Origin of the sequence: Streptosporangium subroseum, assembly GCF_900188345.1 — a bacterium.
GTDB classification, from domain to species: Bacteria; Actinomycetota; Actinomycetes; order Streptosporangiales; family Streptosporangiaceae; genus Streptosporangium; species Streptosporangium subroseum.
This window is the reverse complement of record NZ_FZOD01000004.1, coordinates 177,587-202,600: the sequence shown is the minus strand read 5'-3', so window position 1 is coordinate 202,600 and position 25,014 is coordinate 177,587. Positions and strand designations below refer to the sequence as shown.

19 protein-coding genes are annotated in these 25,014 nt (G+C 69.8%); 18 read left to right on the top strand and 1 reads right to left on the bottom strand.

Features of this window, described 5'->3' with window-relative positions; genetic code table 11:
* The first annotated feature begins 85 nt into the window (after positions 1 to 85).
* The 18 genes from mraZ (at position 86) to CHC08_RS06015 (ending at position 21,097) form a co-directional block, all read left to right on the top strand.
* Positions 86 to 517 (top strand): division/cell wall cluster transcriptional repressor MraZ, encoded by a 432-nt coding sequence (gene mraZ / locus CHC08_RS06100; RefSeq protein WP_089206161.1) that lies wholly within the window; start codon positions 86 to 88, stop codon positions 515 to 517.
* 227 nt (positions 518 to 744) lie between these two features.
* Positions 745 to 1,737 carry a 16S rRNA (cytosine(1402)-N(4))-methyltransferase RsmH gene (gene rsmH / locus CHC08_RS06095; RefSeq protein ID WP_089206160.1) on the top strand — a complete coding sequence of 331 codons (993 nt, stop codon included), beginning with the start codon at positions 745 to 747 and terminating at the stop codon, positions 1,735 to 1,737.
* 196 nt (positions 1,738 to 1,933) lie between these two features.
* Positions 1,934 to 2,251, top strand: coding sequence for a hypothetical protein (locus CHC08_RS06090; RefSeq protein WP_089206159.1), 318 nt, complete (start codon positions 1,934 to 1,936; stop codon positions 2,249 to 2,251).
* 785 nt (positions 2,252 to 3,036) lie between these two features.
* On the top strand, positions 3,037 to 4,782 hold the full coding sequence (locus CHC08_RS06085) for a peptidoglycan D,D-transpeptidase FtsI family protein (protein WP_476718280.1): 1,746 nt from the start codon (positions 3,037 to 3,039) through the stop codon (positions 4,780 to 4,782).
* Positions 4,783 to 4,822: 40 nt separating this feature from the next.
* Complete coding sequence (locus CHC08_RS06080; protein ID WP_089206157.1) at positions 4,823 to 6,367, top strand: UDP-N-acetylmuramoyl-L-alanyl-D-glutamate--2,6-diaminopimelate ligase; 1,545 nt, start codon at positions 4,823 to 4,825, stop codon at positions 6,365 to 6,367.
* Between the two features lie 12 nt (positions 6,368 to 6,379).
* Positions 6,380 to 7,870: a UDP-N-acetylmuramoyl-tripeptide--D-alanyl-D-alanine ligase gene (locus CHC08_RS06075; RefSeq protein WP_089206156.1), complete on the top strand. Its 1,491-nt coding sequence runs from the start codon at positions 6,380 to 6,382 to the stop codon at positions 7,868 to 7,870.
* A complete protein-coding gene (mraY, locus tag CHC08_RS06070; protein WP_089206155.1) occupies positions 7,867 to 8,922 on the top strand; it encodes a phospho-N-acetylmuramoyl-pentapeptide-transferase in 1,056 nt (351 codons plus the stop codon). Before CHC08_RS06075 ends, mraY begins: the two co-directional genes overlap by 4 nt.
* Positions 8,923 to 8,957: 35 nt before the next feature.
* A complete protein-coding gene (gene murD, locus CHC08_RS06065) occupies positions 8,958 to 10,397 on the top strand; it encodes a UDP-N-acetylmuramoyl-L-alanine--D-glutamate ligase (protein ID WP_089206154.1) in 1,440 nt (479 codons plus the stop codon).
* Positions 10,394 to 11,674: a putative lipid II flippase FtsW gene (gene ftsW, locus CHC08_RS06060; protein WP_089206153.1), complete on the top strand. Its 1,281-nt coding sequence runs from the start codon at positions 10,394 to 10,396 to the stop codon at positions 11,672 to 11,674. The genes murD and ftsW overlap by 4 nt, the downstream gene beginning before the upstream one ends.
* 14 nt (positions 11,675 to 11,688) lie before the next feature.
* The gene (gene murG, locus CHC08_RS06055; RefSeq protein WP_089206152.1) at positions 11,689 to 12,780 is read left to right on the top strand and encodes an undecaprenyldiphospho-muramoylpentapeptide beta-N-acetylglucosaminyltransferase; all 1,092 of its coding nucleotides are present in this window, start codon (positions 11,689 to 11,691) and stop codon (positions 12,778 to 12,780) included.
* Complete coding sequence (murC, locus tag CHC08_RS06050) at positions 12,777 to 14,183, top strand: UDP-N-acetylmuramate--L-alanine ligase (RefSeq protein WP_089206151.1); 1,407 nt, start codon at positions 12,777 to 12,779, stop codon at positions 14,181 to 14,183. The genes murG and murC overlap by 4 nt, the downstream gene beginning before the upstream one ends.
* Positions 14,184 to 14,223: 40 nt before the next feature.
* A complete protein-coding gene (locus CHC08_RS06045) occupies positions 14,224 to 14,892 on the top strand; it encodes a cell division protein FtsQ/DivIB (RefSeq protein ID WP_089206150.1) in 669 nt (222 codons plus the stop codon).
* A gap of 226 nt (positions 14,893 to 15,118) precedes the next feature.
* Positions 15,119 to 16,510: a cell division protein FtsZ gene (gene ftsZ, locus CHC08_RS06040; RefSeq protein WP_089206149.1), complete on the top strand. Its 1,392-nt coding sequence runs from the start codon at positions 15,119 to 15,121 to the stop codon at positions 16,508 to 16,510.
* A 90-nt stretch (positions 16,511 to 16,600) separates the two neighbouring features.
* A complete protein-coding gene (locus CHC08_RS06035) occupies positions 16,601 to 17,305 on the top strand; it encodes a YggS family pyridoxal phosphate-dependent enzyme (RefSeq protein ID WP_089206148.1) in 705 nt (234 codons plus the stop codon).
* A gap of 120 nt (positions 17,306 to 17,425) precedes the next feature.
* The gene (locus CHC08_RS06030) at positions 17,426 to 17,929 is read left to right on the top strand and encodes a cell division protein SepF (RefSeq protein WP_089206147.1); all 504 of its coding nucleotides are present in this window, start codon (positions 17,426 to 17,428) and stop codon (positions 17,927 to 17,929) included.
* Positions 17,930 to 18,011: 82 nt separating this feature from the next.
* Positions 18,012 to 18,299: a YggT family protein gene (locus tag CHC08_RS06025; RefSeq protein ID WP_089206275.1), complete on the top strand. Its 288-nt coding sequence runs from the start codon at positions 18,012 to 18,014 to the stop codon at positions 18,297 to 18,299.
* A 48-nt stretch (positions 18,300 to 18,347) separates the two neighbouring features.
* Entirely contained in the window at positions 18,348 to 19,208 is an 861-nt protein-coding gene (locus CHC08_RS06020) for a DivIVA domain-containing protein (RefSeq protein ID WP_089206146.1), read from the top strand.
* Positions 19,209 to 19,252: 44 nt separating this feature from the next.
* Complete coding sequence (locus tag CHC08_RS06015; protein ID WP_143653124.1) at positions 19,253 to 21,097, top strand: hypothetical protein; 1,845 nt, start codon at positions 19,253 to 19,255, stop codon at positions 21,095 to 21,097.
* A gap of 351 nt (positions 21,098 to 21,448) precedes the next feature.
* Here the strand turns inward: CHC08_RS06015 and ileS are convergent, their stop codons facing one another.
* Positions 21,449 to 24,613, bottom strand: coding sequence for an isoleucine--tRNA ligase (ileS, locus tag CHC08_RS06010; RefSeq protein WP_089206144.1), 3,165 nt, complete (start codon positions 24,611 to 24,613; stop codon positions 21,449 to 21,451).
* Between the last annotated feature and the right edge of the window lie 401 nt (positions 24,614 to 25,014).

The following is a 25,014-nucleotide window of genomic DNA, read 5'->3' as shown; positions in this document are numbered from 1 at the left end:
GGGGAGAAGTGGAGTATGGTGGTGCGCAGTGGAGGGCAGGGGCTACTAACGCCGGGCACTCCGCCAGGCACGGGAGGTGGGGCCGGTGTTCCTCGGCACTCATCACCCGCGTCTTGATGACAAGGGACGGCTGTTCCTGCCGGCGAAGTACCGTGAGGAGCTGGCGGAGGGTCTGGTGATCACCAAAGGCCAGGAGCGCTGCCTCTACGTTTTTCCCGTAGAGGAGTTCCAGCGCATTACCGAGGCTCTGCGCACCGCGCCGATGACCGCCAAGGCGGTCCGCGACTACAGCCGTGTCTTCTTCGCCAGTGCATCTGACGAGGTCGCCGACAAGCAAGGCCGGATCACCGTCCCACAGGCTTTGCGCGAATACGCCAACCTGTGCCGTGACTGCGTGGTCATCGGAGCCAACACCCGGCTGGAAATCTGGGATGCACACGCCTGGAGCACTTATCTGGCCGATCAAGAGCAGGCTTTTGCCGATCTCTCGGAGGAGGTGCTGCCAGGGATTCTGTGACTCCACGGTCGACTCATCGGTTAAAACGTCGTTCGGCGAGGTCTCCACCCGCAACCACACCTAGTCCGTCAGCTGATGCACCTTCCCCGGTGTCAGGTGTCGGACCGATACGCGGGTGCGGATGGGGACCTGGCCGGACGGCCCCGAGGGTGGGGGCCAGTAAACATACCGATGAACGTCCGCCGCACGTCTTATGAGACGAGGCGGAAAAAGGGGGATTGCGCTTCATGCGCGCGGGTAACGACAACCATGATCTTCAGGTGCCGGGCGGCCACGTGCCCGTGATGCTTGATCGCGTACTCGAGCTTCTCGCTCCCGCGCTTGCCCGCCCCGCCCCCGTCGTCGTCGACGCCAATCTCGGGCTCGGCGGCCACGCGGAGGCGCTGCTCGCCGCACATCCCTCGCTGCATCTGATCGGGATCGACCGCGACCCCGACGCGATCGAGCGGTCCACGATCCGGCTCGCGCCGTACGCCGACCGGATCACGCTGGTGCGCGCGGTCTCCGACGAGCTCACCGAGGTGCTGGCGGAGGCCGGTCACCCCCGTGTCCACGGCGCGCTCTTCGACCTGGGCGTCTCCTCGCCCCAGTTGGACGAGGGCGAGCGAGGTTTCGCCTACTCCTACGACGCCCCGCTGGACATGCGGATGGACCGCGACGAGGAGCTGACGGCCGAAGTCGTCGTCAACACCTACACGGCCGCCGAACTGATCAAGATTCTCCGCAATTACGGCGAAGAGCGATTTGCTCCGCGTGTCGCGAACCTAATCATCAAGGAAAGGGCCAGGGAGGCCATAACGTCGACCAAGCGGCTTGCGGAGATTGTCCGCACGGCAATCCCAGCCGCGACCAGACGGACCGGGGGCAACCCCGCGAAGAGAACCTTTCAGGCGTTGCGGATCGAGGTGAACGCGGAGTTGACGGCGCTGGAACGCGCGCTCCCAGCCGCGCTCGACGCATTGACGCTGGGCGGGCGCGTCGTCGTGCTCGCGTACCACTCCCTTGAGGACCGGCTGACGAAGCAGGTCATCACGGCGCGGACCAGGGACACCAGCCCGCCGGGGCTGCCCGTCCCGTTGCCGGCGCATCAGCCGCGGTTCGCCCTCCTGACCAAGGGAGCCGAGCTTCCAAGTGAAGAGGAGGTCACCCGCAACCCGCGGGCGGCCTCTGCCCGGTGTCGGGCGGCAGAGAGGATCCGTGAGGCAGTTGACGAGGAGTGAGTCAGACGTCCGCCGCACCGCGCCGAGCCGTGGTGCGCGACCTGCCTACGTCCCCCGCACGATGCCGCAGGGACACAGGCCCAGACCGGCCAGGCCCGCACCGGCCAAGCCCGTGCCCGTCGGTGCGCCGGCCGCGCCGGTCGCGGCCCCCGCGGCCGCGGCGCCCCGGCCTGCGCGTGCGCCGAGGGCTCCCTTCGTGCTGCTCGTGGTCGGTCTGCTCTGCGGTGGTCTGGTCAGCCTGCTGCTGCTGAACACCGTCCTCGCCCGGGACTCCTTCGAGCTGAGCAAGCTGCGCGCCGACATCAACCTGTCCCACCAGCAGAAGGAAGAGCTGGAGCACACCAACATGCTGCTCGAGATGCCCGCCGCGGTCGCGGACAAGGGCTCGCTCCAGGGACTGGACCCCGACTGGAACAAGCTGCTCCCCCTCATCCCCGGCCATCCCACCAGCCGGACCGCCAGCGACGGACAGACGCTCGCCGGGCAGGAGCCAGTGCCGGGCACGGGCCGGTGAGGGACGCCGGAGGCAGGGGCCAGGGGCCGGGCCGGGGCGGTTCCGGCGGTGGATCCGCCGGAGGCACCGGTCGCCGTGCCCCGGGCGGTCCCGGCCGTCCGGACGCGACGGGAAAGCCGGGTCCGGGCCGTCCGGCCCGCCCGGAGGGTCCCGAGGGCCGCGGAGGGCCGGGTTCGTCCGGCAGGCCCTCCTCCGCCGACGGACCGGCCAAGCCCGGTTCCTCCGGCAGGCCGCCGGGTTCCGACGGGCCGAACAGGTCCGGTCCGTCCGGCAGGGCGCCGGGTCCCGACGGGCAGGGCAGGCCCGGTTCCTCCGGCAGGAAACCCGGGCCCGAGAGATCCGCCAGGCCCGGTGCGCCCGGCAAGTCTTCGGGGCCCGAGCGGCCCGTCAGGCCCGGTGCGTCCGGCAAGCCTCCGGGTTCCGCGGCGCCGCGCAGGCAGGGTTCCGCGGGCAAGGCGCCGGAGCCCGGGCAGGGCAGGTCCGGGCGACCCGACAGGCAGGCGAGGTCGCGCTCCGAGGGAGCGGGAAGGCCGGAGGTTCCCGGCAGGCCCGCGCGTCCGGAGACGGCGGGCAGATCCGGCAGGCCTCCGGGCCCCGAAACGCCGCGCCCTGAGACGCCGCGTAGGCCGGGGCGTCCTCCGCGGCCACAGGAGCCGCAGACCGCTCCGGGCCGGGTCCGTCCCGCCCCGAGGCGGACGGGCGAGCAGATGACCGATCCGGGCCGTACGCGCCCCAGGGGATGGTCCGGCGGCAGGCCGCCGCGACCGCCCGCGCGGCCGCCGGCGGTGCTGCGGCTGGGCAACCCCGGCAGGCGCATCAACATCAGCCTGATCGCGATGACCTTCGTGCTCTCCATCTTCGCCGGACGGCTCATCCAGCTCCAGGGCCTCGACTCGAAGGTCTATACGGCGGAGGCGGCCAAACAGCGGGTCCAGGCCGAGAAGCTGACCGCGCGGCGAGGCTCGATCACCGACGTCAACGGACACGAGCTCGCGCTGACCCTGGAGGCGCGCGAGATCTTCGTCGATCCCTCCGAGGTCGACGCCAAGAAACGCGACCAGGTGGCCACGGTCCTCGCCAAGGAGCTGAGCCAGCCGAAGGAGGGGATCGCGGCCAAGCTCGCCGACACCAGCAGTCACTACGAGCAGGTGGCCGCCGCCGTCGACCCGCCCGTCGCCCAACGGATCATGGATCACGAGTTCAAGGGCGTCGGCGCCAAGCACCGTTACCGGCGCGACTACCCCGGTGGCAACCTGGCGGGCACCCTGCTGGGGTTCGTCGGCGACGACGGCACGGGACTGACCGGGCTGGAGAGCACCTACGACAAGCTGCTGGCCGGCCGCGACGGACAGCAGTTCGTCGAGACGGGAGCCATGGGGCAGCGCATCCCGATGACCCGCAACACCCTGGAGGCGCCGGTGGAGGGCCGGGACGTACGGCTCACCATCGACCGCGACGTCCAGTGGGCCGCGCAGAAGGCGATCACGGACCAGGTCACGGCCACCGGAGCCCGCACCGGCAGCGCCATCGTGATGGACGTGCAGACCGGCCAGGTGGTCGCCATGGCCAACGCCCCCGAGCTCGACCTGAAGAACTGGTCGAAGACCCCCGCCAAGGACTGGGTCAACCGGTCGGTGGCGGACGTGTTCGAGCCGGGCAGCACCAACAAGGTCATCACCGCGGCGGCGGCCCTGGAGTCGGGAGCCGTGCGGCCCGACACCCTGTTCACGGTCCCCGACCAGGTCAGGTGCGCGGACCGGGTGCTTCGCGACTCCCACCCGCACGCCGTCGAGCGGCTGACCTTCTCCGGCATCGTGGCGACCTCCAGCAACGTCGGCACGATCCTCGCCGCGCACAAGATCGGGGACCAGAAGGTCGGAGACCAGAGGCTGTACGAGATGTTGCAGCGCTTCGGTTTCGGCGCCAAGCCCGGTGCCGGCCTCCTGGGTGAGGAGGCCGGGCTCCTGCCCGACTGGAAGTCGTGGTCGGGCAGCCAGCGCTGCACGATCGCCTACGGCCAGGGCGTCTCGGTGACCGCGCTCCAGACGGCCAGCGTCTACCAGACCATCGCCAACGGCGGAGTCCGCGTCGCCCCGCAGGTCGTGGCCGGCACCACTGCCGAGAACGGCGCGTTCACGCCGTCGAAGCCGGGCAAGCAGACCCGGGTGGTCGGTGAGCGTACGGCGAAGGAGATCTCCTCCATGCTGGAGGCCGCGGTGAGCGAGGAGGGCACGGGCCACCTCGCCGCCATCGACGGCTACCGGGTGGCCGGTAAGACAGGTACCGCGATGCGCTATGACGCTAAATGTCAGGGTTATTGTGGATACAGCGCGACATTTGTCGGGTTTGCCCCCGCGGACAAACCCCGTCTGGTCGTCCTGGCAGTGGTCCAGGACCCCCAGAAGGGCTACTACGGCGGGGAGATCGCGGCCCCGGTTTTCAAGCAGGTGATGACGTTCGCCTTGAAGAGCAAGAAGATCCCGCCGACCGGCACCCAGCCCTCTCCGGTGCGGATACGCGCCGGGGAATGATGAGTGAAGGTACGCTCTCGCCGTGCGTCCCCCGTCGTCCATGCGACCATCCACCAGTTCACCCCGTTCGCTCTCGGGGCTAGCAAGCCTGCTCGGCGCGCCTTCCGGCACGTCACGAGCGCCGCTGGCCGCAATCTCGGGGATCACCATCGACTCGCGCCAGGTGCGGCGGGGAGATCTTTACGTCGCGCTGCCGGGAGCCGCCTCCCACGGCGCCGACTTCTCCGCGCAGGCCCTCGCCGCGGGAGCCACCGCGATCCTGACCGACCAGGCGGGCAGGGAGGCCGCGATCGCCACGGGCCTGCCCGTCCTCGTCGTGCCGGATCCGCGCCGTTTGCTCGGGCAGGTCTCCGCCTGGGTGTACGGCAATCCCGCGGCGGACGTGATGGTCATCGGCGTCACCGGGACCAGCGGCAAGTCCACCACCAGTTTCCTGCTGGAGGCCGGGCTGCGGGCCGCGGGACACAAGGCGGGGCTGATCGGGGGCGTGGAGATCCACGCCGGCGAGCTCCGCTTCATGCCGAAGCTGACCACCCCGGAGGCCAGCGACCTGCAGGGCCTGTTCGCCCTCATGCGCGAGCAGGGCGTCACCGCCGCCGCCATGGAGGTCTCCAGCCACGCGCTGGCACTGGGCCGCGTCGACGTGGTGTTCTACGACGTCGCGCTGTTCACCAACCTGTCCCAGGACCACCTCGACTTCCACAAGGACCTCGACGACTACTTCACGACCAAGGCCCGGCTGTTCACCCCCGAGATGAGCCGCGTGGGCGTCGTCAACCTCGACGACGTCCACGGGCGCAAGCTCCTCAGCCTGGCCAAGATCCCGATGACCACCTTCTCCGCGGAGGGCACCCCGGAAGCCGACTGGCGGGCCGTGGACGTGCGTCTGGGCGCCGAGGGCAGCGCCTTCCGCGTCGCCGGCCCCGGCGGCGTCGAGGAGGCCGTGACGATCTCGCTGCCGGGCCTGTTCAACGTGGCCAACGCCCTGGGCGCGATCGTCTCCCTCGTGGAGGCCGGGGTGCCGCTGCGGACCGCGGTCGCGGGCGTCGGCACGCTCGCCGGAGTGCCGGGCCGGATGGAGCGGGTGCCCGGGGGCGAGGATTTCCAGGCCATCGTCGACTACTCGCACAAGCCGGGCGCCGTGGAGTCGGTCCTGCGCTCGCTTCGCGCGGTCACCACGGGCAGGCTGACCGTGGTGCTCGGTTGCGGCGGTGACCGTGACCGGGGCAAACGCCCGATGATGGGGGAGGCCGCCGCCCGGTTGGCGGATGTGGCTATTCTCACCAGCGACAACCCCCGCTCCGAGGATCCGCTGCGGATTCTCGCGGAGATGATGGACGGAGTTCTCAGCGTGCCCCAGGATGGGCGCGCACATGTGATCATTGAGCCGGACCGCGCCGCGGCCGTCGACCTGGCGATTAGCCGGGCGGGTTTCGGTGATGTCGTCGTCGTGGCTGGGAAAGGTCACGAGCAGGGGCAGTACGTCGGTGACGAGGTGCTCCCGTTCGACGACAGACAAGTGGTCGCCGACGCGATCGTCAGGCGGCGGAACCGAACCGGGCGCCGAAGCACGTATGGAGAGTAGGGAAGACGCATCATGATCCCGTTGCCGCTGGCCAGGATCGCCGAGATCACCTCGGGCGCCCTCGCGGGCATGGCCGATCCCCGCGCGGTGGTGCGCGGCCCGGTCGTCATCGACTCCCGGGCCGTCGAACCGGGGTCGCTGTTCGTCGCCATCAAGGGCGAACGAGTCGACGGGCACGACTTCGCGGCCCAGGCCATCGCCGACGGAGCGGTCGCCGTGCTGGCGTCCAAGCCCGTCGAGGTCCCCGCGATCATCGTGGGCGACACCGTGGCCGCGCTCGCGGCCCTGGCCACCGCCGTCTGCGCGGACCTGCCGGAGACCACGGTCATCGGCATCACCGGCTCGGCGGGCAAGACCACGACCAAGGACCTGCTGGCCAGGCTCACCGCCAGGATCGGCCCGACCGTGGCCCCCGCCGAGTCGTTCAACAATGAGATCGGCCACCCCCTCACCGTGCTGAAGGCCGACGAGGGCACCCGCTACCTGGTGCTGGAACTCAGCGCCAGATACATGGGCGACATCAAGCACCTCACCCGCGTCGCCCCGCCGAAGATCGGCGTCGTCCTCAACGTCGGCAGCGCCCACCTGGGCGTCTTCGGCGGCAAGGAGGCGATCGCCAAGGCCAAGGGAGAGCTGGTCGAGGCGCTGACCAGCGGCGGCGTGGCCGTACTGAACGCGGACGACCCGCTGGTGGCCGCGATGGCCGAGCGCACCGAGGCCAGGGTCACCTGGTACGGCCGCGCCGAGAGCGCGGCCGTACGGGCCGAGGACGTGACCGTCGACGCCCGGGGCCGCGCCGCCTTCACGCTGCGCACCCCGTCCGGGGCCGCTCCCGTCCGGCTCAGGCTGTACGGCGAGCACGCCGTGCAGAACGCGCTAGCCGCCGCCGCGGCCGCCTACGAGCTCGGCCTGCCGGTCGCCACCATCGCGGAGGAGCTGTCGGAGGCCGAGCCCCGCAGCCGCTGGCGGATGGAGGTCACCGACCGCCAGGACGGGGTCACCGTGATCAACGACGCCTACAACGCCAACCCCGAGTCCATGCGCGCCGCCTTCGGCACCCTGGACACCCTCGCAGGCGGGCGCCGCCGCTTCGCGGTCATCGCCGCGCTGCGGGAGCTGGGCGAGGAGAGCGCGACCCTGAACGAGGAACTGGGCCGTCTGGCCGGGAGCGCCGGTCTCGCGGGCCTGTTCGTCGTCGGCCCCGACGCCGAGCCGGTCCTGGCCGGCGCCAGAGCCGTCGCCCAGGACGGAGCGAGCGGCGTTCCGGGAGGCGGCGATCCGGGTCCGGACGGCGCGAACTCCCCGCAGGAAGACCAGGAAGACCAGGAAGGCGGAGCCGCAGCCGCGGCCACCGTACACATCACGCACGTCGCCGACGCGGCCGCGGCGGGCGCCGAGTTGTCGGGGCTGCTGGCCCCGGGTGACGTGGTGCTCGTCAAGGGGCCGCGTGCGGCCGGACTGGAACGTGTGGCCGCAGCGCTGCTCGAAGGTGACCGCCAATGACAGAGATCATCATTGCGGCGGCGGTAGGCCTGCTGCTGTCCATGTTCGGCACGCCGCTGGCCATCCGCCTGTTCTCGCGGCGTGGCTACGGGCAGAGCATCCGTGAAGAGGGCCCCTCGGGCCACCACGACAAGCGCGGTACCCCCACCATGGGCGGCACCGTGATCGTGATCGCGTCGCTGATCGGGTTCGCCTGCGCCCACCTGGTCAGCCAGACCACGCCCACGATCTCCGCGGTCCTGGTGCTGTTCCTGATGGTGGGCCTCGGCGCGGTCGGCTTCCTCGACGACTTCATCAAGATTTACAAGCAGCGCAGCCTCGGCCTGCGCAGCGGCGCCAAGGCGCTGGGGCAGCTGGTCATCGGCGCGGTCTTCGCGGTCCTGGTGACCCGCTTCCCGAACGCCTACATGATCACCCCGGCCGAGACCCGGCTGTCGTTCCTGCGGGACTTCGGCCCGTCCATCGGTCTCATCGGGTTCGCGATCCTGGTGCTGATCATGATCGTGGGTTTCTCCAACGCGGTGAACCTCACCGACGGCCTCGACGGCCTGGCCAGCGGTGCCACCGGTGTGGTGCTGGCCTCCTACGTGCTGATCGGCAACTGGCAGCTCCGTAACAGCTGCACCGTCCAGCTCGGTCCCAACTGCTACTGGGTCCGGGACCCGCTGGACCTGGCCGTGGTCGCCGCCGCCGTGCTCGGCGCGCTGGTCGGCTTCCTGTGGTGGAACGCCCCGCCCGCCAAGATCTTCATGGGTGACACGGGCTCGCTGGCCCTGGGCGGCGTGCTGGCCGGACTGGCCATCACCACCCGCACCCAGTTCCTGCTGATCATCCTGGCCGGGATGTGCGTGATCATCACGATGTCGGTGATCATCCAGGTGGGCTTCTTCAAGATGACCGGCAGACGGGTCTTCAGGATGGCTCCACTCCAGCACCACTTCGAGCTGGCGGGCTGGGCGGAGACGACGATCGTGGTGCGCTTCTGGCTCATCGCCGCGCTCTGCGCCGCCGCCGGCCTCGGACTGTTCTACGTCGAATGGATGCCCAAGTGACGAGCGAGCGCGGCGAGTGAACCGATGAGCACACGATGAGCACGGCAGCTCCGTCCGCGGGGGAGGGCGGCGTGATCTGCGTCGCCGGTCTCGGGGTCTCCGGCACGGCCGTCGCCCGGATCATGGCCGCCCGGGGCGAGAAGGTGATCGTTCTGGAGGGCAGGGACGGCGAGCGCGCCAGGGCGAGCGCGGAGGAGCTCGCCGGGCTCGGGGTCGAGGTCCGCTTCGGCGAGCCCGTGGAGCCGCCTCCGGGCACCTCCATGGTCGTCACGACCGGCTGGCCGCCGCACCACCCGCTGCTCGTCGCCGCCGCGGCGGCCGGGATCGAGGTGATCGGTGAGGTCGAGCTCGCCTGGCGGCTCCGTCCGGCCGGTGCGGCCCCGTGGCTGGCGTTGACGGGCACCAACGGCAAGACCACCGCGGTGCGGATGCTCACCGCCATGCTGGCCGCCGCGGGGCACAGGGCGCTCGCGGCGGGCAACGTCGGGACCCCGGTCCTGGAGGCCGTCACGGGGCCCTGGGACGTTCTGGCGGTGGAGCTGTCCAGCTTCCAGCTGCACCGCTCGCCCAGCGTGGCCCCGCACACCGCCGCCCTGCTCAACGTCGCCCCCGACCATCTCGACTGGCACGGTTCCCTGGAGGAGTACGCCCGCGTCAAGGGCGAGATCTTCACCCGGGCCGGGACGGTCGTCCACAACGCCGACGACGAGTGGGCCGCCCGCCTGGCCGCACCGTACGAGAGCGCGCGGGGATATCCCGGAGCCGCGCGGAGCGTGAGCTTCACCCTCGGCGTCCCCGGGCCCGGCCAGATCGGCGTGGTCGAGGACCTGCTGGTGGACCGGGCCTTCGTGGCCGACCCCGTGCGCAACGCCGAGGAGCTCGCCTCGTTCGCCGACGTCCGGCCGTTCGCGCCGCATAACGTGGCCAACGCGCTCGCCGCCGCGGCCCTGGCCAGGTCCTACGGGGTGCCGGCCGAGGCCGTACGGCGGGGCCTGCTGGACTTCGTCCCCGACCCGCACCGGATCGCGCACGTGGCCCGGGTCGGCGAGGTCGACTACGTGGACGACTCCAAGGCCACCAACCCGCACGCCGCCGCCGCGTCGCTCGCCGCCTACGCGTCGATCGTCTGGATCGCCGGAGGTCAGCTCAAGGGCGCCGACGTGGACGAGCTCGTACGGCGGGCAGCGCCGCGGCTGCGCGGCGCGGTGCTCCTGGGTGTCGATCGCGGGCGAATTCGCGAGGCTCTGGCGCGACACGCCGGGAATGTTCCGGTGGTTGAGGTGCCAGGGCAAGACACTGGGGTCATGGATCGCGTCGTCACCGAAGCCGCAAGGCTCGCCACCCCCGGAGACACCGTGCTGCTGGCTCCGGCCGGTGCCTCCCTGGACATGTTCGCCGGTTATCCGGCCCGAGGGGAGGCGTTCGCCCGAGCCGTGCGGCGTCTTGCCACAGAGGACGGCGGGAGACGGGCGTGAGCGTGACGGCGCATGAGGGCGCCGCCTCCCGCCAGGACGGGTTCCGCGAGCATCTGAACGCCTTCCGGGAGCTGCTCAACCGGCCGCTGACCTCCTACTACCTGATCCTGGGATGCAGCGCCCTGCTGCTCGCGCTGGGCCTGATGATGGTGCTGTCCGCCTCCAGCATCGAGGCGCTGCAGGAGACGGGAAGCCCGTTCTACTGGTTCTTCAAGCAGTCGATCTCGGTCGCGATCGGCGTCCCGCTGATGTGGATCTGCGCGCAGCTGCCGCTGCGGTTCTTCAAGCTCGCCGGATACCCGCTGATGGCGCTGTCGATCATCGGACTGGTGCTGGTGCTGTTCGTCGGCACCTCCCAGCTCGGGGCCCAGCGCTGGATCGACCTCGGTCCGATCTACCTGCAGCCGTCCGAGCCGGCCAAGTTCGGGCTGATGCTCTGGGGGGCCGACCTGCTGGCCCGCAAGGCGCGCGGCGGCCGGATCGAGTGGCGAAACCTGTTCATCCCGCTGATGCCCGGCACGGTGATCCTGGCCGTCATGGTCATGCTGGGGCGCGACCTCGGCACCACGCTGGTGCTGATGCTGATCTTCCTGTCGCTGCTGTGGGTGGTGGGCGCGCCGCTGAAACTGTTCGGCGGGATCCTCGGGGTGGCGGTGCTCGCGGTCATCGTCATGATCAGCACCGAGGGCTACCGCTCCGAACGGATCGCGGGATGGCTGGACCCGTGGGGCAACGCCCAGACCTCGGGCTTCCAGGCGGTGCAGGGGCAGATCGCCATGGGCAGCGGCGGCTGGTTCGGGCTGGGTCTGGGCTCCAGCAGGCAGAAGTGGAGCTGGATCCCGCACGCCGAGAGCGACTTCATCTTCTCCATCCTCGGAGAGGAGCTCGGCCTGATGGGCACGCTCGTCGTGATGGCGCTGTTCGGCCTGCTCGGCTACGCGGGGCTGCGGGTGGCCACCCGGGTCAAGGACCCGTTCGTCCGGCTCGCCTCGGCCGCCGCGGTCGCCTGGATCGCCGGCCAGGCGATCGTCAACATCGGCGCGGTCATCGGCGTGTTTCCCATCACCGGGATCCCGCTGCCGCTGGTTTCCTACGGCGGATCCGCCCTGTTACCCACCCTCGCCGCGCTCGGCATGCTGCTCTCGTTCGCAAAACATGAGCCTGGCGCGCGCGAGGCTCTCGCCGCGCATGGCCCCGGACCGGTGGCGCGGGGCCTAAGCTGGCTTGGCCTGGGTGGTCCGGCGCTGAAACGATGGCCGGTCCGCAGAAAACGATAAGCGAAAGGACCGACATGAGGGTGGTCCTCGCCGGCGGCGGGACGGCCGGTCATATCGAACCAGCGCTGGCTCTGGCCGACGCGCTGCGCCAACTTGACCCGAACATCGGGATCACCTGTCTCGGCACGGAGCGCGGCCTGGAGACCCGGTTGGTGCCGGCGCGGGGTTACGAGCTGCAACTCGTGCCCGCGGTGCCGCTGCCCCGGGCCATCACGCCCCAGCTCCTGAGCGTGCCCGGGCGCCTGGCGGGCGCCATCAACGCGGCCGCGGGGATCATGGACCGTGTCCAGGCCGACGTGCTGGTCGGTTTCGGTGGTTACGTCGCGACCCCCGCCTACCTGGCGGCACGGCGGCGCGGGGTGCCGATCGTGGTGCACGAGGCCAACCCCCGGCCCGGACTGGCCAACCGGCTGGGCGCACGGCTCACCGACCACGTCTTCACCGGCCACCCGGACACCCCTCTGGCCCGCGCGAAGTATGTGGGGATCCCTCTTCGCCGTGAGATCGTCACGCTGGACCGGCTGTCCATGGGTGACAAGGCGCGCTCCTGGTTCGGGCTGGAGGCCGACCTGCCCACGCTGCTGGTCACCGGCGGCTCCCAGGGCGCACGGTCGCTCAACCAGGCGGCCCTGGCCGCCGCCCCCGCGCTCCGCAGGGCCGGGGTGCAGGTGCTGCACGTCATCGGCCCGAAGAACACGCTCGAGGTGGAGCCGCCGCCGGGCGACCCCCAGTACGTCGTGCTGCAGTACGTCGACCGGATGGACCTGGCCTATGCCGCCGCCGACTTCGCCCTGTGCCGGAGCGGCGCCATGACCTGTGCCGAGCTGACCGCCGTGGGCCTGCCGGCCGCCTACATCCCGCTCCCGCACGGCAACGGCGAGCAACGCCTCAACGCCATGCCGATCGTGCAGGGCGGGGGCGGCATCATGATCGACGATGCCGATCTGACCTCGGAGTGGATCATCCAGAACCTTCTGCCCATCCTGTCGGACCCCGAACGCGTGGTCATCATGTCCGAGGCGGCGTCCAGGATGGGCCGCAAGGACGCCGATGTGACGCTCGCCCGCCAGGTGATGCAGATCGCGCAGCAGGGGAGAAGTAAGTGAGCCTCGTCAAGTTGGTCGATCCGGTCGCGGCAGGAGATCTCGGACGGGTCCACTTCATCGGGATCGGCGGTTCCGGAATGTCTGGCATCGCCCGCATCCTGCTCAAGCGCGGCGTGCCGGTCTCCGGCAGCGACTCGCGCGGCTCGGACATGCTGAACGGACTGCGGGAGCTGGGGGCCAGGGTCCACATCGGCCACGCAGCCTCGCACATCAAGAACATCGACACCGTCGTGGTCTCCACCGCGATCCGCGACTCCAACCCGGAGCTCGGCGAGGCGCTGCGCCAGGGCCTGCGGGTGATCCCCAGGGCCGCCGCGCTGGCCTCCGTCATGGCGGGCAAGACGGGGGTCGCCCTGGCCGGGACCCACGGCAAGACCACCACCACCTCGATGCTCACGGTGGCGCTGCAGAAGTGCGGTGCCGACCCGTCCTACTGCGTCGGCGGCCAGCTGGTGACCACCGGCCTGGGCGCCGACGAGGGCACGGGCGAGGTCTTCGTCGCCGAGGCCGACGAGAGCGACGGCTCCTTCCTCATGCTGGCTCCGGACATCGCCGTGGTGACCAACGTGGAGCCGGATCATCTGGACAACTACGGCGATCCGCGCGCGGTCTACGACAGCTTCGCCCGTTTCGTCGAGCGCGTCGGCAAAACCATGGTCATCTGCGCCGACGACCCCGGCTCCGCCGCGCTGGTCCCGATCGCCCGTGCGCGCGGCCTCAGAGTGATCACGTACGGTGAGGCCGACGACGCCGACCTCAGGGTGGGTGAGATCACTCCTGACGGCCTGGGCATCACTTTTGAGGTCCACGGCCACGGAGAGGTCAGGCTGGCCGTCCCCGGCCGTCACAACGCGCTCAACGCCGCCGCGGCCATCGCGGTGGCGGCGGAGCTGGGTGTGTCCTTCGACGAGATCCGTGACGGCCTGGCCGCCTTCACCGGTGCCAAGCGCCGCTTCGAGGCCAAGGGGGAGGCCGGGGGAGTCGCGGTCTTCGACAGCTACGCCCACCATCCGACAGAGCTCGCCGCCGACCTGCGCGCGGCGCGGGACGTGGTGGCGTCCTTCTCGGGCACGGGCAGGGTCATCGCGGTCTTCCAGCCGCATCTCTACTCGCGGACCAGGTTCTTCGCCGACGAGTTCGGCATCGCCCTCGGGCTGGCCGACGAGGCCATCGTCCTGGACGTCTACGGTGCCCGTGAGGATCCCGAGCCGGGTGTTTCGGGGGCGCTGGTGGCGGGTAAGGTGCCGCTTCCGGCCGATCGGGTGGCCTACGCGCCGCAGCGGGAGAGCGTCCCCGCCCTGGTGGCGGAGAGGGCCAGGCCCGGTGACATCGTGCTCACCATGGGTGCGGGCGACGTGACCGAGCTCGGGCCCAGAATCGTGGCGGAGCTGGCCGCGCGGTGACCCGCGCCAGACGACGTGGGTCGCCGGAGGGGGCGGGGCGATGAGCAGTGTGTGGCGGTCGGCCTTCCTGGCCCTGCTCACCGTGGGGGTGGTGGGCACCGCCGCCTGGCTGGTGTTCTTCTCGTCGGTGCTCGGGGTGAGGGAGATCCAGGTGGTGGGCAACCTCGGCCTTCCCGCCCAGCGGATCCAGCAGGTGGCGGGGGTGGCCGAGGGCAAACCTCTCGCCACGGTGGACCTGGCCGAGGTCGAGGACCGGATCGGCAGGATCCCGCAGATCGAGTCGGTCGTGGTCAGTCGCGGCTGGCCGGGCACCCTGCTGGTCGAGATCGTGGAGCGTGAGCCGGTGGCGGTGGTACAGGTCGGGCTCAAATCCGCGCTCATGGACCGGCACGGGGTGGTGACCGAGATCAGGGACGTCGCGCCCCCGACCCTTCCCGTGCTGCGGGTGGACCGCCCGGGGCCGAACGACCCGGCGACCGCCGCGGCGCTGACCGTCATGGGCGCGCTGCCGGCGGATCTGGCCCCGCGGGTCGCGGAGGTGCTCGCGCCCTCCGCCGAAACGGTCTCATTGCGTCTCAAGGACGGCCGCACGGTCGTGTGGGGCGGAGGGGACCGTCCGGCGGACAAGGCGCGGATCCTTGTTACGCTGCTTAGACGTCAGGCTGACACCTATGACGTCAGTTCGCCTGACGTTGTGACCGTTAAGTGACGTCATCGGATCACGCGCGTTCTCTGGACAAGGGCGGCCTGCGACACGCCGGGCGCCCTTGCGGCGCGGTTAGTTGACCCGCCTGGAGCGTAACTCCTACTGTCCGTATCACTCCTCAGGTTGACATAAAGCTAAATCTCAACTTGAGGGTGAGGGTTTTGGAAACGACGGCACGGGCCCCGTGCCGCATGAAATTGCAAGTCAACGAGCGGAAAGGCCCCTCGTCGTGGCAGCACCGCAGAACTACCTCGCGGTCATCAAGGTTGTAGGAATCGGCGGAGGCGGAGTCAACGCCGTCAACCGGATGATCGAGGAGGGACTCAAGGGCGTCGAGTTCATCGCCATCAATACCGACGCCCAGGCGCTGCTGATGAGTGACGCCGACGTCAAACTCGATGTCGGACGCGAACTCACCCGCGGCCTCGGCGCGGGAGCGAATCCCGAAGTCGGGCGCAAGGCGGCCGAGGACCACCGTGAGGAGATCGAAGAGGTCATCAAGGGCGCCGACATGGTGTTCGTCACCGCCGGTGAGGGCGGCGGCACGGGCACCGGCGGAGCTCCGGTGGTGGCCAACATCGCCCGCTCCCTGGGTGCGTTGACCATAGGCGTAGTGACCAGGCCCTTCAGCTTCGAGGGCCGTCGCAGGGCAATGCAGGCCGACGCCGGGATCGAGACCCTCCGCGAGGAGGTCGACACCCTCATCGTGATCCCGAACGACCGGCTGCTGTCGATCTCCGACCGGCAGGTGAGCGTGCTGGACGCCTTCAAGGCGGCCGACCAGGTGCTGCTCTCCGGTGTCCAGGGCATCACCGATCTCATCACCACCCCGGGTCTGATCAACCTCGACTTCGCCGACGTGAAGTCGGTCATGTCCGGCGCCGGTTCGGCGCTCATGGGCATCGGCCACGCGCGCGGCGACGACAGGTCGGTCGCGGCAGCCGAGATGGCCGTCTCCAGCCCTCTGCTGGAGGCCAGCATCGACGGTGCGCACGGTGTGCTGCTGTCGATCGCCGGTGGATCCGACCTCGGTCTCTTCGAGATCAACGAGGCGGCTCAGCTCGTCTCCAACGCGGCCGCGCCGGATGCCAACATCATCTTCGGTACGGTCATCGACGACGCCCTCGGCGACGAGGTGCGCGTCACCGTGATCGCCGCCGGGTTCGACGAGCCGGTCGCGGAGGTCAAGACGGTCGTTCCGCAGCCCGCCTCCCGGCCGCAGCCGGCGTCCCGCCCGGTCCAGCCGCCCTCGGTGACCTCCCCGGTTCGTCCGATGGCGCCCACGGTCAAGGCCGAGCCCCGTCCGGAGCCGAGGGTCGAGTACACCCCGCAGCCGATGCGGCCGATCGCGAGCCCGCCCCCCGCCCCGGCGGAGGCACCGCCCGCACAGCAGCAGAGCCACCCGGTTCAACCCGCCTCGCAGGCGCATTCTCCGGCGGAGCATGCCGAGCCGCACCGCACGGAGGAGCCGCACTCCCCGCAGGTGTCGATCCCGCGCCCGGCTCCCGAGCCGTCGCACCCGAGTTCGATCTCCGCGAGGGTTCCCGACCCCGGCCGCCGGCGTCCGGTGATCTTCGAGGAGCAGGAAGAGGAGTTGGACGTCCCCGATTTCCTGAAGTGACATTGCTCACGGCTGGGTGGATGACGGATCACTCAGCCGTGGCCGGAAGAATAGATTCCGCCTGTTTGTCAGTATTCGAGCGGCGGAGACGTGACGGAAACAACACGACGTGATGAGATCGCGGCCGGCCTGGCCAAGGTGGAGGCGGAGATCGCCGAGGCCTGCCGGGCCGTCGGCCGTACCCGCCGGGAGCTGACGCTCATCGCGGTGAGCAAGACCTACCCAGCCTCGGACGTGCGACTGCTGGCCGAGTTGGGGGTGACGGACGTGGGGGAGAACCGTGACCAGGAGGCCTCGGCCAAGGCGCGGGAATGCGCCGACCTGGGCCTCGTCTGGCACTTCATCGGCCAGCTGCAGACCAACAAGGTCCGTTCGGTGATCGGTTACGCCGACGTCGTTCATTCGGTGGACCGCCCGCGCCTGGTGGCGGCACTCAGCCAGGAGGCGCTCAGGGTGGGCAGGGAGATCACCTGCCTGGTGCAGGTCGCCCTGGACGGTGACCCCGCAAGGGGCGGCGTGCCGCCCCAGGACGTGCCGGCCCTGGCCGAGGCCGTCGCCGGATCCGGGGGGATCAGGCTGGGCGGGGTGATGGCGGTCGCGCCGCTGGGGGAGGAGCCCTCCAGGGCCTTCGCGAGATTGCGGGAGATCGCGCAGGTCGTACGGGATGCTCATCCCGGGGCCGACGCCATCTCGGCTGGAATGAGTGGTGATATGTCCCAGGCTATTGCGAATGGTGCGACACACCTGCGTGTTGGTACGGCGTTGCTCGGTCGCAGGAAGCCCTTCGTCAGGTAATGTCCCTTCAAGTGGGCCTTGGCGTCCGCGTATCCAGATAGAGGTCGAACGGTGGTGAGCTCCAAGGGGGTGTGGCTACCGCCCCGGGCAAATCAAAGTAAGACGGAGGAAGAACTAGCGATGGCCGGCGCGATGCGCAAGATGGCGGTCTACCTCGGTCTTGTGGAGGACGACCGCTACGAGAGATACGACAGCTATTCCGACGACGAGTACGAAGACTTCGACGACCCTCGGCGTGAGGGCGATGAGCGCCCTGGCACGGTCCAGGACCGCGAGGACGACACTGATCCAGGCGTGCCCGCCCCGAGGCCCGCGACGACCGTCCTGGAGCGCCGGACGACCGATCTGGCCCGTATCACGACGCTTCATCCCCGTACATACAACGAGGCGCGCACCATTGGTGAGCACTTCCGTGATGGGACTCCGGTCATCATGAATCTGACCGAGATGGTTGACAGTGATGCAAAACGACTTGTTGATTTTGCGGCAGGTCTCGTCTTTGGCCTACATGGCAGCATTGAACGTGTTACCAACAAGGTGTTCCTGTTGTCCCCAGCCAATGTTGAGGTGACCGCCGAGGACAAGGCTCGAATCGCGGAACGCGGGTTCTTCAACCAGAGCTAGAGTTCCACCATGAACAGTGACCGACCGGACAGGCCCCGACGGGACCCAAGGCGGCAGGACAGAGTGGAGACAGGGGCGGACCATGGAGCTCTTTAGAGGGATCTTGGTCATCGTCCTTTCGATCTACCTCGTTCTGCTGATCGGCAGAATGATCTTTGAGACGGTGCAGGCGTTCGCACGTCAGTGGCGCCCCACCGGGATCGTCCTCGTGTTGGCGGAAGCCGTATACACGGTGACCGATCCACCTCTCAAGTTCCTCCGCCGTTTCATTCCACCACTCCGGTTGGGTACGGTGGCCTTTGACCTAAGCTTCACAGTGCTGTTCATTGTGGTCTTGGTCTTGATCCAACTCGTGTCCGCGCTTCCGTGATCGAGTACCGTCCTCCGGATCGACTCCAAGCGCGCCAAGGAGACCGAAATGCCGCTGACGCCCGCTGATGTGCGGAACAAGCAATTTAGTACGACCCGACTCAGGCCGGGTTACGACGAGGAAGAGGTAGACGCCTTCCTTGATGAGGTGGAGTCCGAGTTGGACCGCCTCATTCAGGAGAACGAGGAGCTCCGCGCCAAGCTGGCGGAGTGCCTACGGGGCAAGGTCCCCGGTGGAATGGGCATGTCCATGGCGCCCGCCCCGATCGCCGAGCCCAAGCCTGAGATGATGATGCAGCAGCCGGAGCCGATGCGTGCTCCCGAGCCGGTGCAGCATCAGCAGCCTGTTCCCGTCGGCATGGGGATGCCCCCGGCTGAGGACAACATGGACACTGCGGCTCGCGTGCTCGCCTTGGCCCAGCAGACTGCGGATCAGGCGATCGCCGACGCCCGCCGGGAGGCGGACGAGACGGTGACCAGGGCGCGTCGCGAGGCCGACGACATTCTCGGCAAGGCGCGTCGCCAGGCCGAGCAGGTCATCGGTGACGCCCGTGCCCGCGCTGAGACGCTCGAACGCGACGCGCAGGAGCGGCACCGTCAGGCCATGGGCTCTCTGGTGCAGACTCGTGACGAGCTTGAGCGCAAGGTTGAGGAGCTCCGCTCCTTCGAGCGCGAATACCGCAGCCGTCTGAAGCTGTACTTGGAGAACCAGCTCGCCGAGCTGAACGTGGCTGCCGAGGGCAGCGGCGGATTCCCGATCGTGAGCGGGCCTCCGGCCATGTCCCACGCCGTGGCTCCGGGCGTTCAGCAGCCGATGCAGGGCCCCCCCAACAACCCGTTCGGTGGCGATCCGTCGCAGCATTCAGGCGCCTTCCAGGGCGTTGACGGTCCTCACAACGACCGCCGCTAAGGTGTCGCGGGTCATCCCCCTTGATCCGCACCAGGAGTTTTTCTGTGATCCTTGTCAGCGCTGGCTTGGTGCTCACGGCCATCGTCCTGCTTATCGCGGGGTTCGTGCTGGGCCAGGCATATCTGGTCATGTGGTCGATCGCGATCAGTCTTCTGTCCGCGGTCTTCCTGGTGATCGGGGCGTTGTTGCGCCGCCACGAGTTGTTCCCCGGCGGGCACGCCGGGGCTGCTCCGGCGTTCCCCCAGAAGGGGCCGGTTCCGGCCGGGCCGCTGCCCGCACCGCACATGATGCCGAACCAGACCTCTCCTCACCCCCCGCAGATGATGATGCCGCGCGGCATGCAGCAGACGGCGACCGTCGCGGCCCAGCCACGGCTGAGTCCGATGGCCAGGCCGGTCCCCGCCGCGAGGCAGGGCCCCCTGGACGACGGGGCGATCGTGCTGGTGATCCCCGGACGTAAGCGTTATCACGTCGCGGGATGCCGGCAGCTGGTCGGCAGGGATCATGAGGAGCTCACTCATGAGGAGGCGCGGGAAGAGGGCTTCACGCCCTGCACCACGTGCCTACCCGAGTCCATCGCCGGGGCGCAGCCGCAGGACGCCCCCGCAGGAGCGCAGGAGCCCGTCAAGCCCCTCGGGCAGGTGGCCTCCTCCCAGGAGTCCAGCTCCTCCGGCGCCTCGCGAGAGCCCGGTCATCACGAGGCCACCGCCAGATTCACGTCCCCGTACAAGCCCGTCGCCTCGCCCGCCGGGCAGGAGACCTCGTCCAGGCAGGAGAGCCCGCTCGCCGGGCAGGAGATCTCGGCTTCCGGGCAGGAGACCGTCGTTCCGCCGGCCAAGCCCTACGCCCATCCTCCGGCGGCGCAGACACCCCCTTCGGAGTCTGGGCGGACACGTTCCCAGGAGCCGGGGGAGACGCGTCCTCAGGAGCCGGTGAACCCGCCGCCCCGCACCGGGCAGTCCGCCGTCCCGTCGTTCTCGTTCCTGTCGCCGTCCATTCCGGAGATCCCCCCGGCCGAGTCCGAGGCGACCAGCTGGTTCAACCGCGACGCGGTCGCGCCTGCGGAGTCCGGCACCGAAGCCCCGGCGAATCCCGATCCCGAGCTCGTCAAGCCCGGATCGCCCGCCGAGTCCGAGCCGGCCACGCGAAAGCCCGCCGAGCCCGGATCGCCCACGGCGGCCGAGTCGTCGACCGGGTCCGAGGCATCGGCCCGGTCCGAGACTTCGGCCGACCAGCCGGAGACCCCCGAACCCGTCAAGCCTGAGGCCGCCGGATCCAAGTCCGCCAAGCCCGAGGCCTCCGGATCCCAGGCGGTCAAGCCTGAGACCGCCGAATCCGAATCCGCCGAGTCTGAGACCGCCTCTGCCAAGGGGGCGGCCCCTGAGGCCTCCTCCGAGGTGAAGCGGAAGGCTCCCGCCGTGCCCGCGCCCGCGGAACCGGCGGACGATGTCGCCGAGCCCGTGGAGTCGGCCGAGACCGCATCCGGGCGCGCTGGGCAGCCGGTTCCAGCCGACCTCACCCCGGCGGAGTCCGCGGCGGCCGAGCCCGACGAGGCCGCGGTGCAGTCCGCTCAGAAGGCCCAGGAGAGGGTTCCGTTCGAGGATCGCGATGACGACGACACCTCCCCGGGGGGTATCCCGGTCATCTGGGATCGGCCAGGTTCGGCGGATCCGGAGGCGGAGCCCGACCAGGAGGCAGAGCCCGACCGTGAGACGGAGTCCGGCCCGAAGCGGGAAGCGGTCAAGGTCATCGCCGGCACCCGCCGCTTTCACGACTCCGACTGCCCCCTCATCAAGGGCATGGGCGGCAGCGGCGTCGAGACCATGTCCCAGAGCGAGGCCGAGGACGCCGGTCTGACCAGCTGCCCCGTCTGCCTGAGCGATCACTAGCCCGCGCCCGCTGGCGGCTCTGCCGTGGGCGGCGCTTCCCCGGCGTCACGAGCGGGCGGAGGCTCCGGACGCTCGTGACCCGGATCGGGACACGTGTGAGCAGTAGAAGTGGATCGGGACATGTCTGAACCACGCGGTTGTAGGAGTGGGCCAGGACATGTCTGAACCACGTAGTCGTAGGAGCGGGCCAGGACGCGCCGGAACCACGCGCGGGCCGTGGAAGTGGATCAGGGTACGCCCGAACCGCGCGGGTCGTGGAAACGGATCAGGAAACGCCGGCACATGAGAAAGGGCCCCGGGACTCGGCCCTTTCTCATGGGTGGATCCTGCCCGCGGCCGCCCGCGGATGGATCAGACCGTACGGCGGAGCTGGAAGGTCAGACCCAGGTCGGTGTCCTGCAGGACGGGAAGGTCATCCGTGGCGCCCTCGGTGAGGGACACGGCGAGGACCTCGTCGGCCACCGTCTGACCCTGGGTGCGCAGGGCCTCGGCCAGGTCCGCGTCGCCGGTGGACCACCACACGTCGATCCGGTCGGAGATGGACAGGCCGGTGGACTTACGGGTGTCCTGGAGCAGGCGGATGACGTCGCGGATCAGACCCGAGCGGCGCAGCTCATCGGTGATGGTCAGGTCGAGGGCGACGGTCTCACCGGTACCGGTGTCGACGGCTCCGGTCTCCACCGCCCAGCCGGACATCGGCTGCTCGGTGACGATCACGTCCTCGGTGGTGAGCTCCACCGTGCCCAGCTCGCCCGCGTCCACCGAGACCGGCGAACCCGAGCGGAGCACGTGAGCGAGCTTCCCGGCGTCGGCGGAGGTGACGGCGGCGGCGACCAGCTTGGTCTGCGAGCCGAACCGCTTGCCCAGCGCCCGGAAGTTGGGCTTGACCGTGAAGGAGACCAGGTCGGACTCAACGCCGGACAGGTCCTCCAGGCCCTTCACGTTGAGCTCGTCGGCGATCAGCTCACGCAGCTCGGAGGAGAGCGCGGCCCAGCCGCGAGCGCCGACCAGGGCGCGGCCGAGCGGCTGGCGGGTCTTCACCCCGCTGGAGGCGCGGGCCGAGCGGCCCAGCTCCACCAGGCGGCGGACCAGCGCCATCTGCTCCGACAGAGCCCCGTCCAGCAGGTCGTCGTTGACCGCCGGCCAGGTGGCCAGGTGGACCGAGACGGGGGCGTCGGCGTCGCGGAGCACGTCCCAGACGTAGTCGGTGGTGAACGGCACCACCGGCGACATCAGCCGGGTGACGGTCTCCAGGCACTCGTACAGCGTGGCGAACGCCGAGGCGTCACCGGACCAGAACCGGCGGCGGGAGCGCCGGACGTACCAGTTGGACAGGTCGTCGAGGAACTCCGCCAGCCGCCGCCCCACCCGGGCGGTGTCGTACTCGTCCATCGACGCGGTGACCTCGGCCACCGTACGGTGCAGCTCGGCCAGGGCCCAGCGGTCGATGAGCGGGCGCTCGGCGTACGGGGGGGCCTCGTCGAGCTTGGACGGCGACCAGGACTCGGCGTTGGCGTAGAGGGTGAAGAACGACGCGGTGTTCCAGTAGGTCAGCAGGACCTTGCGGACGATCTCCTCCAGGGCGCTGTGCCCCACCCGGCGGGCCGCCCACGGCGAGCCGCCGCAGGCCATGTACCAGCGCAGCGCGTCGGCGCCGTGCTGGTCCATCAGCGGGATCGGCTCCAGCACGTTGCCCAGGTGCTTGCTCATCTTGCGGCCGTCGTCGGCGAGGATCAGGCCGAGGCAGAGCACGTTCTCGTACGACGACTTCTCGAAGACCAGCGTGCCGACCGCCATCAACGAGTAAAACCAGCCGCGCGTCTGGTCGGTGGCCTCGCAGATGAACTGCGCGGGATAGGCCTCCTGGAGCATCTCGGCGTTCTGGTGGGGGGCGCCCCACTGGGCGAAGGGCATCGAGCCCGAGTCGTACCAGGCGTCGATCACGTCCGGCACCCGGCGCGCCTCGGCGCCGCAGGTGGGGCAGGGCAGCGTGACGTCGTCGACGTAGGGACGGTGCGGGTCGAGCGCGGAGACGTCCTGGCCGGACAGCTGGCTCAGCTCGGCCATCGAGCCGACGCAGGTGATGTGCTCCTCATGGGCCGAGCAGACCCAGAGCGGCAGCGGGGTGCCCCAGTAGCGTGAGCGCGACAGCGACCAGTCGACGTTGTTGCGCAGCCACTCGCCGAAGCGGCCCCACTTGATCGTCTCGGGGTACCAGTTGGTCTTCTCGTTCTCGGCGAGGAGCTGGTCCTTGATCGCGGTGGTGCGGATGTACCAGGCGGGGAGCGCGTAGTAGAGCAGTGCGGTGTGGCAGCGCCAGCAGTGCGGGTAGCTGTGCTCGAAGTGGCCGCCGCGGTAGAGCAGGCCGCGTGCCTGCAGGTCGGCGGTGAGGCCCTCGTCGGCGTCCTTGAAGAACTGGCCGCCGACCTGGGGGACGCCTTCCAGGAAGCGCCCGTCGGGGCCGATCGGGTTGACCACGGGCAGGCCGTACCGCTTGCAGGTCGTCAGGTCGTCGGCGCCGAAGGCGGGCGCCTGGTGGACCAGGCCGGTGCCGTCCTCGGTGGTGACGTAGTAGCCGAGCACCACGTAGTGCGCGCCGGGGATGTCGACCAGGTCGAAGGGGCGGGAGTAGGTGGTGTGCTCCAGCTCCGAGCCCTGGAAGGTGGCCAGCACCTCGGCGTCCTCGCCCAGCGCCGAGACCAGCAGCGGCTCGGCCACCACCAGCACCTCGTCGGACCCGGCGGGGCGCGCCGCGACGTAGGTCACGTCGGGGTGCACGGCCACCGCCGTGTTGGAGACCAGCGTCCACGGGGTGGTGGTCCAGATCAGCAGGGAGGCGCCGAGATCGGCCAGCGGGCCCGAGGTGGCGGGCATGCGGACGTAGACGGACGGGCTGCTGACCGTCTCGTAGCCGCCCGGCTGGCCCAGCTCGTGGTCGGACAGGCCGGTGCCGCAACGGGGGCAGTACGGCGTGATCCGGAAGTCACGGGAGAGGAGATCCTTGTCAAAGATGACCTTGAGGGACCACCAGACCGACTCGATGTAGGCGGGGTCCATCGTCCGGTAGGCCTGGGACAGGTCGATCCAGTAGCCCATCCGCTCGGTCATCTCTTCGAAGGCGTCCACGTGCCGCAGCACCGACTCGCGGCACCTGGCGTTGAACTCGGCGACGCCGTACGCCTCGATGTCCTTCTTGCCGGTCAGGCCGAGCTCTTTCTCGACGGCGACCTCGACGGGCAGGCCGTGGCAGTCCCAGCCGGCCTTGCGGGGCACGTTGTAGCCCTGCATCGACTTGTAACGGGGAAAGAGGTCCTTGAAGACGCGGGCCTCGACGTGGTGCACGCCCGGCATGCCGTTGGCGGTGGGCGGGCCCTCGTAGAAGACCCAGTTGGGACCGCCCGCGTTCTGCTCGACCGAGCGCTCGAAGACCTTGCCGTCCCGCCAGCGGTCGAGGACCTTGTGTTCGAGGGCGGGAAGATCGACCTGCGCGGGAAGAGAACGGAAATAGGCGGACATGGCGAGCGGGACCTCCACGCTGGTGCGGGCAGTGGCGTGGAGGGACGAGACCCTTCGGGCCCCGCGGTACCACCCTCCTTGGCCCTCGCTGGGAGGGCCCTCTTCCTTGGATCTGCGGCCGGGTCTACTGGGCCTGTGAAGACCGTTCTTCCGGCGGCTCCGGGGTGATTTTCCCTCCGCGTCTCGCCCCGGGCTCACACCGTCCCCGGGTCGCTCGTGCGAGGGGGCACGGAGGTAGCTGTCCCCATCAACGCTTTGCAGCCTCAAACGATAACGCAAGGGCTCCCCCGAAGCTTCCCGATTTCGAGGGGCCCCAGGCGGAATCAGGAGGAAGGGGGCGGATGTTACGGGAGTGGTAAACATTACGGCGGGTCGTTTGCCGTTCTGTTATATGAGATCTA

Bases quoted from the DNA above. Each gene is read 5' to 3' on its own strand.
- CHC08_RS06025 (WP_089206275.1), top strand. From the start codon at position 18,012: ATGGAGCTCTTTAGAGGGATCTTGGTCATCGTCCTTTCGATCTACCTC.
- ileS (WP_089206144.1), bottom strand. From the start codon at position 24,613: ATGTCCGCCTATTTCCGTTCTCTTCCCGCGCAGGTCGATCTTCCCGCC.
- mraY (WP_089206155.1), top strand. From the start codon at position 7,867: ATGACAGAGATCATCATTGCGGCGGCGGTAGGCCTGCTGCTGTCCATG.
- CHC08_RS06075 (WP_089206156.1), top strand. From the start codon at position 6,380: ATGATCCCGTTGCCGCTGGCCAGGATCGCCGAGATCACCTCGGGCGCC.
- murD (WP_089206154.1), top strand. From the start codon at position 8,958: ATGAGCACGGCAGCTCCGTCCGCGGGGGAGGGCGGCGTGATCTGCGTC.
- CHC08_RS06030 (WP_089206147.1), top strand. From the start codon at position 17,426: ATGGCCGGCGCGATGCGCAAGATGGCGGTCTACCTCGGTCTTGTGGAG.
- CHC08_RS06020 (WP_089206146.1), top strand. From the start codon at position 18,348: ATGCCGCTGACGCCCGCTGATGTGCGGAACAAGCAATTTAGTACGACC.
- CHC08_RS06045 (WP_089206150.1), top strand. From the start codon at position 14,224: ATGAGCAGTGTGTGGCGGTCGGCCTTCCTGGCCCTGCTCACCGTGGGG.
- rsmH (WP_089206160.1), top strand. From the start codon at position 745: ATGCGCGCGGGTAACGACAACCATGATCTTCAGGTGCCGGGCGGCCAC.
- murG (WP_089206152.1), top strand. From the start codon at position 11,689: ATGAGGGTGGTCCTCGCCGGCGGCGGGACGGCCGGTCATATCGAACCA.
- CHC08_RS06080 (WP_089206157.1), top strand. From the start codon at position 4,823: ATGCGACCATCCACCAGTTCACCCCGTTCGCTCTCGGGGCTAGCAAGC.